General features: G+C 66.5%; 16 protein-coding genes. 5 read left to right on the top strand and 11 right to left on the bottom strand.

The genetic code is table 11. The annotated features are described in order from the left end of the window. Positions 1-637 precede the first annotated feature (637 nt). Positions 638-1,165, top strand: a complete 528-nt coding sequence (locus ACLV8F_RS17985) for a hypothetical protein (protein WP_411885571.1) — start codon at positions 638-640, stop codon at positions 1,163-1,165. Between the two features lie 57 nt (positions 1,166-1,222). On the opposite strand, the gene ACLV8F_RS17980 is transcribed toward ACLV8F_RS17985, so the two are convergent. Further along, the gene (locus ACLV8F_RS17980; RefSeq protein ID WP_411885570.1) at positions 1,223-2,710 is read right to left on the bottom strand and encodes a CHAD domain-containing protein; all 1,488 of its coding nucleotides are present in this window, start codon (positions 2,708-2,710) and stop codon (positions 1,223-1,225) included. A 211-nt stretch (positions 2,711-2,921) separates the two neighbouring features. On the opposite strand from ACLV8F_RS17980, the gene ACLV8F_RS17975 reads away from it, so the two are divergent. From ACLV8F_RS17975 to ACLV8F_RS17960, 4 genes are all read left to right on the top strand, one after another. Further along, on the top strand, positions 2,922-3,602 hold the full coding sequence (locus ACLV8F_RS17975; RefSeq protein WP_411885569.1) for a methyltransferase: 681 nt from the start codon (positions 2,922-2,924) through the stop codon (positions 3,600-3,602). Between the two features lie 62 nt (positions 3,603-3,664). After that, positions 3,665-5,290: a transporter substrate-binding domain-containing protein gene (locus ACLV8F_RS17970; protein ID WP_411885568.1), complete on the top strand. Its 1,626-nt coding sequence runs from the start codon at positions 3,665-3,667 to the stop codon at positions 5,288-5,290. Further along, positions 5,283-5,939, top strand: coding sequence for an ABC transporter permease subunit (locus tag ACLV8F_RS17965; protein WP_411885567.1), 657 nt, complete (start codon positions 5,283-5,285; stop codon positions 5,937-5,939). The genes ACLV8F_RS17970 and ACLV8F_RS17965 overlap by 8 nt, the downstream gene beginning before the upstream one ends. A gap of 256 nt (positions 5,940-6,195) precedes the next feature. Next, positions 6,196-6,663: a hypothetical protein gene (locus ACLV8F_RS17960; protein ID WP_411885566.1), complete on the top strand. Its 468-nt coding sequence runs from the start codon at positions 6,196-6,198 to the stop codon at positions 6,661-6,663. Between the two features lie 76 nt (positions 6,664-6,739). Here the strand turns inward: ACLV8F_RS17960 and ACLV8F_RS17955 are convergent, their stop codons facing one another. The 10 genes from ACLV8F_RS17955 to ACLV8F_RS17910 form a co-directional block, all read right to left on the bottom strand. Continuing rightward, entirely contained in the window at positions 6,740-7,171 is a 432-nt protein-coding gene (locus ACLV8F_RS17955; RefSeq protein ID WP_411885565.1) for a DsrE family protein, read from the bottom strand. Between the two features lie 118 nt (positions 7,172-7,289). Then, entirely contained in the window at positions 7,290-8,855 is a 1,566-nt protein-coding gene (locus ACLV8F_RS17950) for a tripartite tricarboxylate transporter permease (RefSeq protein WP_411885564.1), read from the bottom strand. 15 nt (positions 8,856-8,870) lie between these two features. Further along, positions 8,871-9,293, bottom strand: coding sequence for a tripartite tricarboxylate transporter TctB family protein (locus tag ACLV8F_RS17945; protein WP_411885611.1), 423 nt, complete (start codon positions 9,291-9,293; stop codon positions 8,871-8,873). A gap of 338 nt (positions 9,294-9,631) precedes the next feature. Then, positions 9,632-11,179, bottom strand: coding sequence for a sensor histidine kinase (locus tag ACLV8F_RS17940; protein WP_411885563.1), 1,548 nt, complete (start codon positions 11,177-11,179; stop codon positions 9,632-9,634). Further along, the gene (locus ACLV8F_RS17935) at positions 11,160-11,846 is read right to left on the bottom strand and encodes a response regulator (RefSeq protein ID WP_411885562.1); all 687 of its coding nucleotides are present in this window, start codon (positions 11,844-11,846) and stop codon (positions 11,160-11,162) included. Before ACLV8F_RS17935 ends, ACLV8F_RS17940 begins: the two co-directional genes overlap by 20 nt. A gap of 25 nt (positions 11,847-11,871) precedes the next feature. Continuing rightward, positions 11,872-13,350 carry an NAD-dependent succinate-semialdehyde dehydrogenase gene (locus ACLV8F_RS17930; RefSeq protein ID WP_411885561.1) on the bottom strand — a complete coding sequence of 493 codons (1,479 nt, stop codon included), beginning with the start codon at positions 13,348-13,350 and terminating at the stop codon, positions 11,872-11,874. Between the two features lie 163 nt (positions 13,351-13,513). Continuing rightward, on the bottom strand, positions 13,514-14,176 hold the full coding sequence (locus ACLV8F_RS17925; RefSeq protein ID WP_411885560.1) for a GntR family transcriptional regulator: 663 nt from the start codon (positions 14,174-14,176) through the stop codon (positions 13,514-13,516). A gap of 92 nt (positions 14,177-14,268) precedes the next feature. Beyond that, positions 14,269-15,567, bottom strand: coding sequence for an FAD-dependent oxidoreductase (locus ACLV8F_RS17920; protein ID WP_411885559.1), 1,299 nt, complete (start codon positions 15,565-15,567; stop codon positions 14,269-14,271). Next, positions 15,564-15,824, bottom strand: a complete 261-nt coding sequence (locus ACLV8F_RS17915; protein WP_411885558.1) for a (2Fe-2S)-binding protein — start codon at positions 15,822-15,824, stop codon at positions 15,564-15,566. Before ACLV8F_RS17915 ends, ACLV8F_RS17920 begins: the two co-directional genes overlap by 4 nt. A gap of 8 nt (positions 15,825-15,832) precedes the next feature. Continuing rightward, a partial coding sequence (locus tag ACLV8F_RS17910; protein WP_411885557.1) for an NAD(P)/FAD-dependent oxidoreductase occupies positions 15,833-16,335 on the bottom strand: 503 nt, incomplete at its 5' end.

Here is a 16,335-nt window from a genome sequence, read left to right as displayed (position 1 = left end):
GCGGCGATTTTACACCCCGGTTGTGGCTTTTAAGCGCGCCAATTAGGCTCAAGCAACGCCGACAACGAAAGCTTGAGCTGGTCATGCTCGCGCAGGCCACCTGCGCGCCGATTGCGGCGATGTATTTCGAATAGGCCTATGACAAGGATTGGCGCTTATGGTTGGGCACGCTGTCTCTAATGCGCTGGAGAGTTGGCCTTTGAGTTCATACTGGGGCTTCAAAAAATTGCGAGGTGCGAAATGGATAGAGACGCAGTTCTCGACGGATGCCCGACCGATGCCGCTTGGAACGCCTTGCATCCGACAAAGCGCCACCGCTGGGCGGTGACCCTGATCGGCCGCACGCTCGATGAGCTGGAGAAGGAGGGGCGGGAGCCAGATAACTGGGAGGCAAACGATCTTGCCTATGCCATTGCGGCGTGTGCTGGTGGCTTGTATTCCTTGGCCTGTACGGCTGTGGCTCGTGCTTTGACGCCGCCCGAAGGCAGAGCAGAGGGTTACGTAAAGTTAGAGCCAGGGCTCGACCTGCGTGCATTGCGCATAGGTCTTGGAAATGTTGCTGCTGTGTCTTCTACCGCCAATGAGGGCGCTGGATCTGGGCCCCGACTCTAGGCACGTCAAAGAGGAGAGGGAGAGAATGAAAAATACCGTTATTGTGGTGGGCGCTGGTATAGCGGTGGTGTTTGGCTTAGCCTTCGCTTGGAAGCCGCCCACAAGCTCTAGCGATGTGGCTGGTTGGGTCCAAGCGTTCGGTTCGATCGTTGCAATTGGCTTGGCCGTGTGGCTGCAGTACGAAGCCAAAACAGATAAGCGACGTGAGGCAGAGCGATTGGCTGTGGTCCTTTCCGCCCAAGTGCTTGCCTGTCTTGACGGGCTGCAATACAGCTGTCGGACTCAGAACTGGACAGAGTACGTTTCCCTTCGCCAGTTGCTGATGTCCACGTCGGCTATCGAGCCACCTCTTGGTGAGCTCAGCGCAGACTTTTTGAACATGGTCTTGGGATTGAAGAATGCGGCGGTAAAGGCTGTCAGCGACTCGGCCGACCACGGTCAATATGGCAACTGGGCTCATTTCGACGGGGTCTTTGGCAACCTCGCGCAGGATTGCCGGATGATGATTAAGCATGCCGGTCTCACTCCAGGCGAAAAGAGTTTTTCGCCTTGATTGTCGGGTTAGAGGTTCAGCAGACGTCGGCAGCGATAGGTTTAGTTGAACGGCGTTTTACGCCTGCCAGTAAGGCTCGGGCAAATGCGGCAGCGAAAGCTCCGGCTGCTCCTGCTCACGCAGCGCCGCCTGCAGCCCATGCTGCAGCTTGCCGGGCTGGTCCATGCCGGCGCACAGGGTTTCGATGTGGGCCCTGGCCGTGACCCGGTCGTTGTGCACGCCGAAAACCGTTTGCGCTTTCTTGAGCCAGTCCAGCCAGTCTTCGGTGGCCTGGGTGTCGTAGCGGCCGGCGATGAATTCCGTGAGGTAGCGCAGCTTCTTGGCTTTGATGCGCAGGCGGTGCAAGCGTGTGGGGCTCAGGTGTTCGAGCCGGGGCAGGGCCTGCCGCAGCTGGTGTTCCAGTTTGTCCAATTGGGCCGTGAGTGCGTCATAGGGCACGGGCGGATCTGCTTCGTCCGGCTGCGCGAGGCAGCGGCCCAGTTGCAGCAGCAGGCGCTGGGTGTCGCGCTCCTCGATGGCGGCCTGGGCTTGCAGGCGGGCGGTGGCCTGTTGCAGGCCGGCGGCTTCCTGCAGTTTCTGGCGCAGGGCGGCGTCGTTCAGGCCGTCTGCGAGTGTCGGCCAGGTTTCTTCGATAAAGACGTCCCAGTCGCGCGCGGCGCCCAGGCGCTGGCCCAGCGCGCGCAGGCTGTCCTGCACGGGCGCCAGCGCTTCCTGTTGCCATTGGGCCGCGCGCGCCAGCGGGCCGCAGGCCACGCGCAGCCTTCGCACGGCCACGCGCAGCTGGTGCAGGTATTCGCTGTCGTAGTGGTCGCCCTGTGGCTGGGCCAGGAAGCCGGCTTCATTGGCCTGCCAGTGGGCCAGGGCGGCTTCGACGGCTGTTCGCGCCGCGGCGCGTGCATCGTCGCCCTGGGGCACGTCCGGCGTGGCGGCTTTGGCGGGCGGCGGCAGGGCCGTGCCCTGGGCCAGCCGGCCGCCGCGTTCGGCTTTGCTGCGGTTGTCCAGCACCAGCGGGTGGCGTTCGACCAGCAGCAGGGCGAGGGCGAACACGTCGTCCACAGTCCCGCTCTTGAGTTCCAGCTCCACCTCGCACAGCGGCTCGCTGCGCCCCCCGGCCAGGATCTCGCCTTCGTCGATGGCGACTTCGATGACGCCCCCCGCTGCGCCGGTGATGTGGCGGAGCTCGCGTTTGAAGCGCGTGCGGAACTCGGGCTGCAACTGGTCTTTGAGGGGCTCCAGCACCGGCCCGAAGGCCGTGCCTCTGAGGGGCGCCCATTCCAGCGCCGGGCCGCCGACGGGGAACTCGATTTCTTCGCGCTGGTGCAGGCCGGCGCGGCTGCCGCCGCCGCCCTTGGCGGTCTGCAGCCAGCGCTTGCCGTCGCTGCGCAGGCGCAGGCCTATGCGGGCCTGGGCGAGGGCGCGCTGCGGCGTGTCGAAGTAGATGTTGTCCAGTTGCTGGTGGGTGGCGCGGGTAGCGCCCCACAGCGGGTCGGCGCGCAGCGCGGCCAGCGCGGCAGGGGGCAGCCTGAGCTTGAGTTCGATTTCCATGGTGGTGAGTGCGGCGGTGAGAGCGCGGCGGGTGCGTGGCGGAGCAGGCCATGGTACTGCGCGCCCGCCTGCCTGGCGAGGTGCAAGCGACGCCGGTGGCGGGCCAAGCTGTAATCACAAAGGTGTATCCATAGGTTACTATCGCTCGACCGTGCTTCAAGCCGGCCGCCCCAGTGACAAAGCCGCCTCCCGGGATGCAAGAAGAATTGTTTTGAACGAAACCAATTTATTCAGTCCGAGCGAATACACCGCCGCCTTGCTGCTGTACCTGCGCAAGCACCCGGCGCGTGTGCAATCGTCGCGCGCGCTTGAGATGGGGCCGGGCAGCGGCGTGGTGATGGCGACGCTGCTGGCGCTGGGCGCGCAAAGCGCGCTGGGCATAGAACTCGAAGCCCTGGCCGTGCAGGCGACGCAAAAACTGCTGGACCAGGAAGGCCTGCAGGCCAATGCCAGCCTGCTGCAGGGCGACATGTGGGCGGTGTGCGGTGATGCGCGCTTTGACCTGGTGGTGACCAACCTGCCGCAGTTCGCGGCCGAACACATCGAGGGCGATGGCCGCCTGCCGACCTGGAGCGCCGGCGGCGCCGACGGCCGCCGCTGCGTGGACCAGTTCCTCAAGGGCCTGAGCCGGCACCTGGCCCCCGGCGGCCTGGCGGTGATGACGCACAACGTGTTCCTCGACTTCGCCAAGACGCAGCTGATGGCCGACGCCCTGGGCCTGCAGGCCCGCGTCGCCTACTGCGCGTCTGCGCCTTTGCCCGCGTACAAGCTGGCCAGCATGAGCCCCGAAGTGCTGGCGCGCTTTACCGGGCTGGGCATCCACAAGATGGGTGATTTCTGGTTTGTTGACTTTGACCTGGTGGAAGTCAGCTGGAAGCATGAGGGCGCTTGATGCGAGCTTGCGGCATGGATGATGAAGTGGGGACGGGGTTCCGGGCGGCATCGAAGCGGCTTTTGCTGGCGCTCAGCCTGGCGCTGCTGTGTCTTGGCGCCGCGGCCCAGGGCCTGCCGCAACCGCAGCCGCCGCAGCAGGCGCCGGCCGGCCCGCAAAAAGCCCGGGCCTGCGACGAGACGGCGGACGTGCTCTCGCGTGTCCTTTGCACCAAAACCCTGAGGGTAGGCGTGCGCACCGGCTACCCGCCCTTTGCCTACGAAGACAACAACATCCTGCAGGGTTTTGAGATCGACCTGGCGCGCCACCTGGCGGCCTCGCTGGGGGTCAACCCTGTCTTTGTGGTGGTCACGCCGGCCAGCCGCCTGGCCCTGCTGGGCGAGGGGCGCATCGACCTGGTCATCGCGACCATGGGCCACACCCTGCAGCGCGACCAGGAGGCCATCTTTGTCAGGCCGCACTACTACCAGTCGCAGACCATTGTGCTGGGGCGCAAGGAGCTTCAGATAGGCGGGCTGGTCAAGCTGCGCGGCAACACGGTCTGCGTGACGGTGGGCAACAGCACCAATGCCGAGCTGTCCGTCAACGGCGCGCACCTGAAGCTGTTCGACAGGGCGGCCAGCCTGGTCGACGAGCTTCGCCTGGGCGGCTGCTCGCTGGTCGCGCAGGACGACAGTTTTTTTGCGTCCTACCTGCAGCAGCCCGCGTTCGCCGCGGCCTACGACACCAAGTTCGGCTTTGCGCCTCTGCCCTGGGGCGTGGCCGTGTCGCGCGAAGGTGGCGCCCGCCTGGCCGACGTGCTGGCGCTGTCCATGCAGCAGTTGCACATCTCGGGCGCGCTGCAGGCGCTGGCCAAAAAATACGGCGTGGACTCGCCCTTCCTGGAGCAGCAACGCCTGTTGTGGTCCGGCAGCCGCTGCTCGCAGATCACCTCGCTGAGCGACCCGGGCTGCGTGCTGGCGCCCATGGACAACCAGCTGGAGCCCACGCCGTTTGCGCACCGGGTCGACCGGCTGGAAGACGCCATCCACCAGGCCACCGGCATGAAGGTGACCCTGGCCATGTTCAAGACCTGGGTGGCGTTTGACCTGCTGTTTGAAGGCGTGTGGTTCTCGCTGCTGCTGGTGGCGGGCGCGGTGCTGGCGACCTGGGCCTTTGCCCTGGCCTTCGGCGCGGGCCTGACCTCCCACAAGCGCTGGGTGCGCTGGGCCGTGCGCGGCCTGCTGTGGCCGCTGCAATCGACGCCGCTGATCCTGCTGATGATCCTGGCGGGCGTGCTGGTCGGCGCCTTTGGCGCGACCTCGCCCATCGTCTCGCTGTGCGCGGCCGTGCTGGTGCTGGGCCTCTTCAACGGCAGCAACGCGGGCCAGGCCGTGGCCGAGGCCATGGTCACGCTGCGCGAGGAACGCGCGCCATCCTCGCCGCCCGCGCTGAGCGCCGCGGTCTATCGCGCCAGGGCGCAGATCGTGGCCTTTGTCGTCAACGCCACGCGCGGCAGCCCGGCCGCGTCGGTGATGGGCGTGCCCGAGCTGCTGTCGGCGCTGACGGACGTGGCCTCGTTCTCCAGCGAGCGCATCACCACCTACACCTTGCTGCTGATTTTTTACATGCTGCTGGTCGCCGTGGTGCACAAGCTGGCCGACGTGTGGCAGTCGCGGCTGGCGCTGAGCAGGGCTTCCTATGCTTGAGCTGCTGCCGCGCTTTATCCCGGAATTCCTGGCCGGCCTGGTCGTGAATTTCCAGATCGCCATCTGCGCGCTGCTGGGCGGCATGCTGCTGGGCGCGCCGCTGGCTTTTGCGCGCTTTCGCAACGGCCTGGCCGCCACGCCGGCCGCCTGGCTGGTCGCGCTGATGCGCACCGTGCCCACCTTTGTGGTGATGTTTTTCCTGGTCAACGTCGTGCCGGCCCTGGGGGCCCTGGGTCACCACCCATTCGCGATGACGCCCTGGCTGGCCGTGGTGCTGTCGCTCACGCTGTATGCGGCGGCCTATGTGTCCGACCACGCGGTCGAGGCCATGCGGCAGTTGAGGAGCGGCTCGCCCGTGGCCGCCATGCTGTTTGTGATGGGCCTCGTGCGCGCGTTTTTTGTGATGGTGCTGTCCTCGGGCTTCGGCGCCGCGGTGGGCGTGGTCGAGGCGACGACGATCACGCTGCGCACCATGGAAACCCTGCCCAAGGTCGGCGACAGGCTGCAGCTGATCGCGCTGGTGATCGTGATTTTCACGGTGTGCTTCCAGCTGATCTACCACCTCATCAATTATTGGCGCGGCAAGCTGAACCAGCGCTTTCACCGGCCGGTGCAGGCGGCGCGGCTGGAAGGGGCTGAGCAGCCTTGAAGGGGCTGGGCCCGCTGCTGGTAGGGCCTACGGGGCAGGCGCCACAACAGCTGTCGTCGTCCAGGGTCTGCACCTGGCTGCATCTTGAGCGCCGGTGCCATGATGATTTGTGGCCTTCAGGGACTGCTTGGTCCCACTATCTCGCTTGATCCCCTTCGAGTCGTCATTGCCGGGTTGAGGCAGTGTGAGACCATCCGACGATTGATGTCGACAAAGCGCGATCTTGCCCCTCCTGACTTAACAATGAAACTTCCTGATGAAAACCATGACCTCCATCTACTTTCGTTTGATGCTGCTGGCGTCTCTGGTGTGTGTGCTCATCGGCGCATCCATTGATTCAGTATTTCCTTCCGCGATACCAGAAGTGCTCGCGAAGGCCAGAGATGCCTATGAGGTCCAGTTTTATGAGGCCATGGGGAGCGGCGTGATTCTCGCCGGCGTCCTGATCTTTGTGGTCAGCGGTGTCGCATTTGCAGGACTGTTTTTCTTCCGGTCGTGGGGGCGTCCTCTGGCCATTGCAGGCACGGCGCTCCTGCTGGGAATGGGATTCTTCGCCGGTGTTGGTGTCCAGTCGGAGCGTTCCATGTTCTTTGGTGAGCTTGGCTCACTTCTCTGGGGGGCCGTGCTTGCGATCTCCTACCTGTCTCCAGTCAAGGAAAAGTTTGCGGCCGCCCGTGGATCGATGACGCAAGATCCGGTGCAGGATTTGTCGAATTCGCGGTAGCCAGAGTATCCGGTTTGGCGCGGCAACTACCACTTGAGCCCCATCGATGCAACTGAAGCCGGACCGGCGGCCGACGTCAAGGCCGCAGGTAAGCCCAGCCTTCGTGCTGCTTCTTCATGATTTCGGTGACGCCGGCGGGCACGTAGCTGATGCCGGTGAGCATGTCGTCCTTGGTGAGCTTCTGGCCGCGCATGGTGTTTTCGCAGGCGGTGACCTTGACGCCGGCTTTGGCGGCGTCGGCGATGCGTGAGCCTGTCGGGGATTCCAGCTTGAGCATGGAGATGCCGGGGCCGTAGGCGACGATCTCGATGTCGACGTTGGCGGCGCCGACGTCATCCTGCAGGTTTTTGGCGTTGTTGAGCGCCAGGTTCCATTTGGCCGGGTCGTTGTCGCTGACCTGGATCACGATGCCCTGGCGCTTGGCGCCTGCGGTTTGGGCGTGAACACCGAGAAGGAGGGTGGCGAGGGCTGCCGTGGCGCCGGCCTGGAGTACGAGTCTGCGGTTCATGTTGGAAGGTCTCCTGAAGGGAGGCTTATTTCAACACATTGCCCGAATGAAACAAGCCCCCCGACCCTGCTTGCGCGGGTTGGGGGGCTTGTTCGTGCGAGAGGTGAACGGGTTTGGCTTATTTGCCGCCGACTACGGGCACAGGCGTTACCGCTGCCAGGGGTGTTACCTCAATCTCACCCGCCGCATGCACCACATGGTCCGGCGACTTGATCAGCTTGCGCACAAACACCACCACCTGCCAGACGACCAGCGTGCCAATCATGGCCAGCAGGGTGCCGCTGATGGGGCGGTTGACGAAGACGTTGAAGCTGCCGCGGCTCAGCAGCATGGCGCGGCGGAAGTTCTCTTCGAGCATGGGGCCCAGGATGAAGCCCAGCAGCAGCGGCGCGGCCTCCATGTCCAGGCGCAGGAAAAGGTAGCCGACCAGGCCGAACACGGCAGTGGTGTAGATGTCGTCCAGGCTGTTGTTGATGCTGTAAGTGCCTATGCAGCAGAAGAACAGGATGGCCGGGAACAGCACGGTGTAGGGGATCTTGAACACCGACAGCCAGTAGCGCACCAGCGGCACGTTGAGGACCAGCAGGAAGCAGTTGCCTATCCACATGCTGGCGACCAGGCCCCAGAACAGGTCGGGGTGGGTGGCGATCATGTTGGGGCCGGGCTGTATGCCCTTGACGACGAAGGCCGCCATCATCAGCGCCATGACGGCGTTTTCGGGAATGCCGATGGCCATCAGCGGGATGAAGCTGGTGCGCGCGGCGGCCTCGTCGGCGGCGGCCTGGCCGGCCACGCCTTCGATGCAGCCGGTGCCGATCTCGTGCTTGTACTTGCTGAACTTCTTGTCGGCGGCATAGGCGGCGAACTGGGCGATGGTGGGGCCGCCGCCGGGCAGTATGCCCAGGACGGAGCCTATGATGCTGCCGCGCAGGGCGCTGGGGATGATGCGCTTGAACTCGGGCCAGGTCGGCATGAGCTTGATCTTGCCGTTGAAGGGCGTGAGCACGTTCTTGTTGTCGAGGTTTTTCACCACCTCGGCAATGCCGAAGCAACCCAGCGCGATGCTGATCAGCCCTATGCCGTCCATCAGGAAGGGCAGGTTCATGGTGTAGCGGGCGACGCCGCTGTTGACGTCGGTGCCGACCATGCCGAGCAGCACGCCGACCATGGCCATGGCCAGGCCGTTGAGCAGGCTGCCGCTGCTGACAAAACTCACGCAGAAGAAGCCCAGCAGCATCAGCGCGCAGTAGTCGGCCGGGCCGAACAGGAAGCCGACTTCACCGAGCGCGGGCGCCATGGTCGACAGCACGATGATGGCGACCGTGCCGCCTATGAAGCTGGAGACGCCGGCCGTGAAGAGCGCCAGGCCTGTCTTGCCCTTGAGCGTCATCTGGTAGCCGTCTATACACGCCACGATGCTGCTGGCGTGCGGGATCTTCATGGTGATGGCACTCACGCTGTCGCCGTATTGCGCCCCGTAATAAATGCCGGCCAGCATGATGAGCGCGCCGCCGGTGGGGATGGAATAGGTCAGCGGCAGCAAGAGGCTGATGGTGGACAGCGGGCCCAGGCCCGGCAGCAGCCCGATGAGCGTGCCCACCGTGCAGCCGATGGCGCAGTACAGCAGGTTCTGCCAGGTCAGCGCGTGTTCGAAACCGAAAGAGAGGTTGTGTAGGACTTCCATGTCAATCTCAGTAGATCAGTAGAGGGGCAGGTTAAGGCCGAGCAGATGCTGGAAACCAAAAGCCACCGCGATCAGGCCCGCGGAGATCTTGATGTTGCGGACCACGGAGTACGAGGTGCCGGCGAAGGTGGAGCAGAACACCAGGAAGACGATGCCGACGATCATGTTGATGTGCTGCGAGATCACCGAAAAACCGACCAGGCTCAGCAGGATCAGCGCGATGTTCTTGACGCTGTAGTCCAGCGGCACGGGCTCGACGAAGTGCGAGCGCACCAGCGTGAGCAGGCCGATGACGAACAGGAAACAGCTGACCATCATCGGGAACAGGCCGGGCCCGGATCGGCTCAGTTCGCCCATCGAGTAGTTGAAGGACACGCCGCCGAAAAGCAGCGCGATCGCCATGAGGCACAGGCCCCTGACGAAGTTGCGGTTGTTCATGTTCATGGGGTGCGCCTCCGGGCCGGGGCCGGCGCGGCCTGGTCGTGGAACGAGGGGTGTGTCATCCGTGTCTCCTGCTAATTCCCGCGCTCTTCGGTCCTGCACAGCGCAGCCGGCGGGGCGTTCGGGTTGGAGGGGATGTTAGGAAGCGAGGCTTCCAATCGGCTTTCGTTTTGCGCGGCCTGGGCCAAAATACGTGTTATCACTAACAGGGTGAATGCCTTGCGAAAAGGCCGTTCCCTCTCCGGCTATCTTGTCCCCTCTCCCTCTGGGAGAGGGTTAGGGTGAGGGCCAGCGGCGGATAAATATCCACTGCGCCATGTTGAGGCCGCTGGCCCTCACCCCCGCCCTCTCCCGGAGGGAGAGGGAGTAATACCAGGAGTCGGAGCAGCAGGCGCCAGCGGCAGGCGCAGGATGGCGCGCAGCCCGGCGCCGGCGGCCGTATCGGCCAGCTCGATGTCGCCGCCGTTGCGCCTGGCATAAGCGCGTGCGATGCCCAGGCCCAGCCCGGCGCCGCGATGGCTTTTTTCGGCGCCCGGGTCGGCCGAATGGAAACGTTCAAAGACCTGCGCGCGCCGCGCTACCGCGATGCCGGGCCCGTCGTCGCGCACTTCGGCGAATGCCGTGCCGCCCTGCATACCCGCCATCACGGTGATGTGGCCGCCGGCCGGCGTGTAGACGATGGCGTTGTGCACCAGGTTGGACAGGGCCTCGTGCAGCTCGGGGCCGCGGGCCAGCACCGGCACCGCCTGTTCCGCCGGTGTTGCTGAGGGCGCGTCTTCCCGCGCGTCCACCCAGCCCAGGTCCTGGTTTTTTTCGTGCGCCAGCGTGAGGTACTGCAGCACCACGTCCCGGGCGATGCTGTTGAGGTCCACCACTTCGGGGGCTTCGGAGGGGCTGGCCGGCAGCTCGCTTTCGTTCGCATGGGCCAGCGACAGCAATTGCTCGCACAGGCGCCGGCTGCGCGCGATCTGCGTGACCATGGCGCGCAAGGTGGCATGAAGCTGGGCGGTGTCTTTTTCGCGTAGGGCGACGCCGGCCTGGGTCAGCATGATGGCCAGCGGCGTGCGCAGCTGGTGCGAGGCATCGGCCAGGAATTGCGACTGCTGTTCGAGCAGGTCGCGGTAGCTGGCCAGGTGCTGGTTGACGGCGTCGACCAGCGGCGCCACTTCATGTGGCACGTCGCTTGTGTCCAGCGGTTTCAGGTCGCGGCCCTTGTTGGCCAGCACGGTTTTGCGCAGGCGCTCCAGCGGTTGCAGCGACCAGGTCACGCCCAGCCAGACCAGCAAAATCATTACCAGCACCATGCGCGTGTCGCGTATCAGCTCCTGCTGCAGGGTGGCGGCCTGCGCCCGGTCGCGCGGGCCGGTGCTTTCGGCGACCTGAACCAGCAGGTCGAAGGCCTGGCCGTGCCCGTCTTTCACCTGGCTTTGCAGCGCCACCACGCGGACCGTGTGGCCGTCGTAGTAGCTGTCGTACCAGACGGTGGAGGAGGGGGTGGCAGGCGCGGCTGTGTCAGCCTGCGGAGGCGGCGTGGGCAGGTCGGTTTCGCCGAGCAGGGTCAGTTCTTTCGCGCCTGCCGCGCCTTGCGGTGTCAGCCCGACGTGCAGGTGTTTTTGCAGGGGGCTGGCGGGGTCGGAGACCGTCTGCAGCGCCAGCGGCGTGGCCAGGCGCAGCGAGCCATCCGGCGCCAGCGACAGGCTGCCGCGCAGCACGTGGACGGATTCGAGCATGGCCTGGTCGTAGGCGTCCTGCACCTGGTTGCGCAGGGCGCTGTAGTCGTTCCAGCTGTCCAGCGCGAGCAGGCCCAGGATGCCCGGCAGCAGCAGCGTGAGCAGGCGCGCGCGTATGCCGAAGCGGTCGGGGTCAGTCCGCAGTATCTTCATGCGCGACCGCTTCCAGCATGTAGCCCAGGCCGCGCACGGTGACGATGCGCACGTCGCCGCCGTCCAGCTTGCGGCGCAGCCGGTGCAGCACCAGCTCGATCGCATCGGGGCCGGCGTTGCTGTCGGCAGGGAAGACCTTGCCGGAAAGCTGCGATTTTTCCACCGGCGTGCCGCTGCGCGCCAGCAGCACCGACAGGGCCGCGCTTTCGCGCGGCGTGAGCTGCAGCAGCGTGCCGGCCAGCGTGAAGGCGCGGCTGTCGTGCGGGCATGAGAGCGATCCGCATTGCAGCGGCGCATGCGAACGACCGCGGCTGCGCCGCACCAGCGCGGTGAGGCGAGCCTCGAGCTCTTCAATCGCAAACGGTTTGGTCAGGAAGTCGTCGGCGCCGACGTTCAGGCCCTTGACGCGGTCCTGCAGCGAGCCCTGCGCCGTGAGCACCAGCACGGGCGTGCGGTTGCCGGCCTTGCGCAGGTCGGCCAGGATGGCCAGCCCGTGTTTGTCGGGCAGGCGCAGGTCCAGCACGACGGCGTCGTAGTCGTTGCCGGCCAGCAGAGATTCGGCCGTGGCGGCGTCGGGCGCGTGGTCGGTCACAAAGCCGCTTTGCTTGAAGGCGCGCAGCAGCCAGGCCGCCATCTCGGCTTCGTCTTCAACAAGCAGCAGGCGCATGGGGCGGTGTCGGGTACGGGTCGGCTCAGCGCTGGATGTCGCCCAGGCACAGGTACTTCATCTCGAGGTATTCCTCCATGCCGTGGCTGGAGCCCTCGCGGCCCAGGCCGGACTGCTTGACGCCGCCGAAGGGCACGTGCTCGGTGGCGATCACGCCGACATTGATGCCCACCATGCCGTATTCCAGCGCCTCGGCCACGCGGTAGATGCGGCCTATGTCGCGGCTGTAGAAATAGCTGGCCAGGCCGAACTCGGTGTTGTTGGCCGCATCGATGGCTTCCTGGTCTTTCTGGAAGCGGAACACCGGCGCGAAGGGGCCGAAGGTTTCTTCTTTGGCGCACAGCATGTCGGCGGTGGCTTCGGAGATCACCGTGGGCTCGAAGAACTGGCCTTCGAGCTTGTGGCCGCCGGCCAGCAGCTTGCCGCCCTTGGCGACCGCGTCGGCCACGTGGCGCTGCACCTTCTCGACGGCGGCGTCCTCGATCAGCGGGCCCTGGGCCACGCCGTCTTCAAAGCCGTTTCCGACCTTCAGCAGCTTGACCTTGGCGGCGAATTTTTCGACGAACTGGTCGTACACGCCGTCCTGCACATAGATGCGGTTGGCGCAGACGCAGGTCTGGCCGGCGTTGCGGTATTTGCTGGCGATGGCGCCCTCGACGGCGGAGTCCACGTCGGCATCGTCGAACACGATGAAGGGCGCGTTGCCGCCCAGCTCCAGGGAGAGTTTCTTGACGGTGGGCGCGCTCTGCGCCATCAGGATGCGACCGACTTCGGTGGAGCCGGTGAAGCTGATGTGGCGCACCACGTCGCTGGCGCAGAACACCTTGCCCGCGGCGATGCTGTTGGCGCTGTCGGCCGTCAGCACATTGAGCACACCGGCCGGGATGCCGGCGCGCTGGGCCAGCTCGGCGGCGGCCAGGGCCGTCAGCGGCGTGAGTTCGGCCGGCTTGATGACGACGGGGCAACCGGCGGCCAGGGCCGGGGCGACCTTGCGCGTGATCATGGCCAGCGGGAAGTTCCAGGGCGTGATGGCGGCGCACACGCCGATAGGTTGCTTGATGACCATCAGGCGGCGGCTGTTGTCGAACTGCGGCAGGGTTTCGCCGTTGACGCGTTTGGCCTCTTCGGCGAACCACTCGACAAAACTCGCGCCGTAGGCGATCTCGCCCTTGGCTTCGGCAAAAGGCTTGCCCTGTTCGGCCGTCATGATGCGGGCCAGGTCTTCCTGGTTGGCCATGAGCAGCTGGAACCACTTGAGCAGGATGGCGTGGCGTTCCTTGCCGGTCTTGTTGCGCCAGGCGGGCCAGGCGGCATTGGCGGCGGCGATGGCGGCTTCGGCGTCCTGCGGGCCCAGGTTGGCGACGTCGGCGAGCTTGCGGCCGTTGGACGGGTCGTTGACGTCAAAACGCGCCTTGCCGGCGACCCACTGGCCGTTGATCAGCGCGTCGGTCTTGAGCAGGCTGGGGTCTTTGAGCAGGGAAAGCGGGGCGGTCTTCATGTCCATGGCGAGTGTCTCTTCTTTGTGGGGGTGGTCGAATGGGGGGAGGGATGAATGTTTGCGCGGGCCGGTGCGGCAGGTGGGGCCGACGGGTCAGCGCTCAGGATACTGCGATTTTCAAGGCCATGGGCCGCGCGGGGTTGACGCGCAGGTGACCGTGCACGGCCTCTCAAATCTCGATGACGCGGCGGGCAAAACCCTCAAGATAGTCCATGAGCTGGTTGGCGCCGCGCACTGCGGCGGCTTCGTCGCCGGTGGCGATGCCCTGGGCCAGCACCATGTGAAAGCGCGCGGCCTCGGTGATCTCGCCCTCGTGCTGGTAGGCGTACCAGAAGCGCCGGCACTGCACGATCAGCGGCACGACGCTCTTGACGGCCGAGCTGTTGCGGCAGGCTTCGTGGTTGACGATGTCCAGTTCGTGGTCGGCCGCCATATAGGCCGCCAGGTTGCCGCGTTCGGCGGCCTTGATCATCTTGGCGGCGCGGTCGACGATGGCCTTGCGCTGGGCCGCCGTGGCGCGCCGCGCCGAGCCGGCGGCGATCACGCCTTCGAGCACGCGCCGAGTGAGGATCACGTCCAGGTGTTCAGCCAGGTCGATGTTGGAGACCCGCAGGCCGCGGCGCGGCTGCTGCACGACCAGGCCGATGGAGACCATGCGCAGCAGGGCTTCGCGAAGGGGCGTGCGGCCCATCTGGGTGCGTTCGACCAGGTCGGCCTCGACCACGGGCGCGCCGGGCTCGAGCTGCAGGGTGGCGATCATGGCTTCAATCGCGTCATAGGCGACGTCGGCGGCCCGGCGTTTGGGGGGCGTTCGGAGTGCGGTCGTGGACATGGTTGTTGTTCAGGGTCTCGGCGTTGTGGCGCGGGCTCAGGGCCGGAATGAAGCCTACCACGCGCGACGGGGGCCCGGCCTCATGCGCGCGGCTACGCCGAGTCTGCCGCGTCGCCGGTTGAGGCCAGCGTGGCGATGCGCGCCGGCGACAGCGGCGGGCGCGGCGAAGGCGGCGCCCAGCCGAAGATGAATTGCGCGGCCGCGCCGCACACGCGCCCCTGGCAGGCGCCCATGCCGCAGCGGGTGTGCAGCTTGGCGTCGGTCCAGCCCTGGCGAGGGGCCAGCGCGCCGTGGGCCACGTCCTCGCAGCGGCACACGAGGGTGTCGGGAGCCGCCAGCCGGCGCAGCGGCTCGGCGAGGGCGAAGCTGTGGTGCAGGGCTGCGGCGAAAGCGTCCCAGCGGGTGAGTTGCGGGCGCAGCGTATCGGCCTGGGCGGTGGCGCCGACAGCCGCGTGGCCGGCGATGGCGCCTTGCACCAGGGCACGATCGCTGCCGCCGACGCCGGTGTTTTCACCCGCGGCGTAGATGCCGGGCACGCTGGTGGCCTGCGCGGCATCCACGGCCAATGCGGCGCTTCCATGGCGCGTCACCACGGCGCAACCCAGGTGTTGCCCGAGTTCGGTGTTGGGCACCAGGCCGAAGCCGCAGGCCACGCGGTCGCACACGATGTCCTCCACGCCCGACGCGCCGCGCCGCAGGCGCACCGAAACGAGGCGGCTTTCGCCTTGCGCCGACAGCACGTGGCTGCCGGTACGGTAGGCGGTGCTGAACAAATCCAGCGACTGCATCGCCTTGCCCGGCCAGCGCGCGAGCTGCGCGGCGAAGCCGGCGACGGCCTTCAGGCCGGCCTGCTCCGCAATGCGCACCACCTGCGCGCCGGCCTTGGTCGCCGTGGCGGCCGCGGCCAGCAGCAAGGGGCCGCTGCCGGCGATCACGATGCGTTCGCCTTTCACCGGCAGGCCGGACTTGACGAGCGCCTGCAGTGCGCCCGCGCCGGTGACGCCGGGCAGCGTCCAGCCCGGAAAAGGCAGCAGCAGCTCGCGCGCGCCGGTGCAGAGGATCAATTTTTTCCAGGCCATGCGCCAGCCGCGCTGGGCATCTTCCAGCAGCAGTTCGAAGGGGGCGGGCGCGGCGACGACCCGCGCGCCGCTGACCAGCCGGATATTGGCGGTGCGGGCGATGGCGTTGCGAAGCTGCATGGCGGCTACCGGCAGGTCGGCATTCGGGCCGTCGCGCCAGATCTGGCCGCCGGGCGCCGGGTTGTCGTCGATGACCACGATGCGGGCGCCGCTGGTGGCCGCAGCCAGCGCCGCGGCCATGCCCGCGGGGCCCGCACCGATGATCAACACATCGCAATATTCAACGGCGATTGACGGGTTGTGGAGGTTCATGTTGCAGCCTCCACCACCATGCCGTCTTCGCAGCGCGTCTGGCAGGCCAGCCGGCGCAGGCCGTCGATGTCGACGCGGCATTCCTGGCAGATGCCCATGCCGCAGAAGGGCGCGCGGGCTTCGCCGTCCACCGAGCGGCGTGCCATGCCCATGCGCGGGGCGTCGGCAATGCGCAGCGCCGCGGCCACGGAGGTACCGGTCTTGACCGACAGCGGCCGGCCGTTGACGTGAAGCGTCACGGTGTCGGGTGTTTTCATGGCTGCGTTCATGGCTGTGCGGTTTGCGCAAAGCGCTGGGCGGCATAGGGCGCGGGATCGAAGGCGGGCGTGGCGCCGGTCATCTGCGCGGCCAGCAGTTGTGCCGTGCCGGTGGCGGTGGTGACACCCAGGCCTTCATGGCCGACGGCCAGCCACAGGCCTTCACGCCAGGGATGGCGGCCGATCAGGGGCAGGCTGTCGGGCGTGGCGGCGCGCAGCCCGGTCCAGGTGCGGATGGCATTCAGGCCGGCAAGCGCGGGAATGTAGGCCAGCGCGCGCTGCAGCATCCGCGAGACCATGGCGGCTTCCACCTCAAGATCGCTGGTGCCGAACTGCCGCGACGACCCGACCAGCAATTGCCCGGTGGGGCGCGGCTGCAGGTTGAACGCGACCGACGGGCCTTCGCTGTGGTGCGCGCTGGTGACGTAGCCGAGTTCCACCAGCTGGTGGTGCACCTTGCCCGGGTAACGGTCGGTGATCACCAGGTGGCCTTTTTTGGGCCGGATCGGCA

The organism is Polaromonas sp. YR568 (genome assembly GCF_943369675.1).
In the GTDB taxonomy this organism is placed as follows: Bacteria; Pseudomonadota; Gammaproteobacteria; order Burkholderiales; family Burkholderiaceae_C; genus Polaromonas.
The sequence above is the reverse complement of the archived record's forward strand: the minus strand, read 5'-3'. Positions and strand labels throughout refer to the sequence as shown.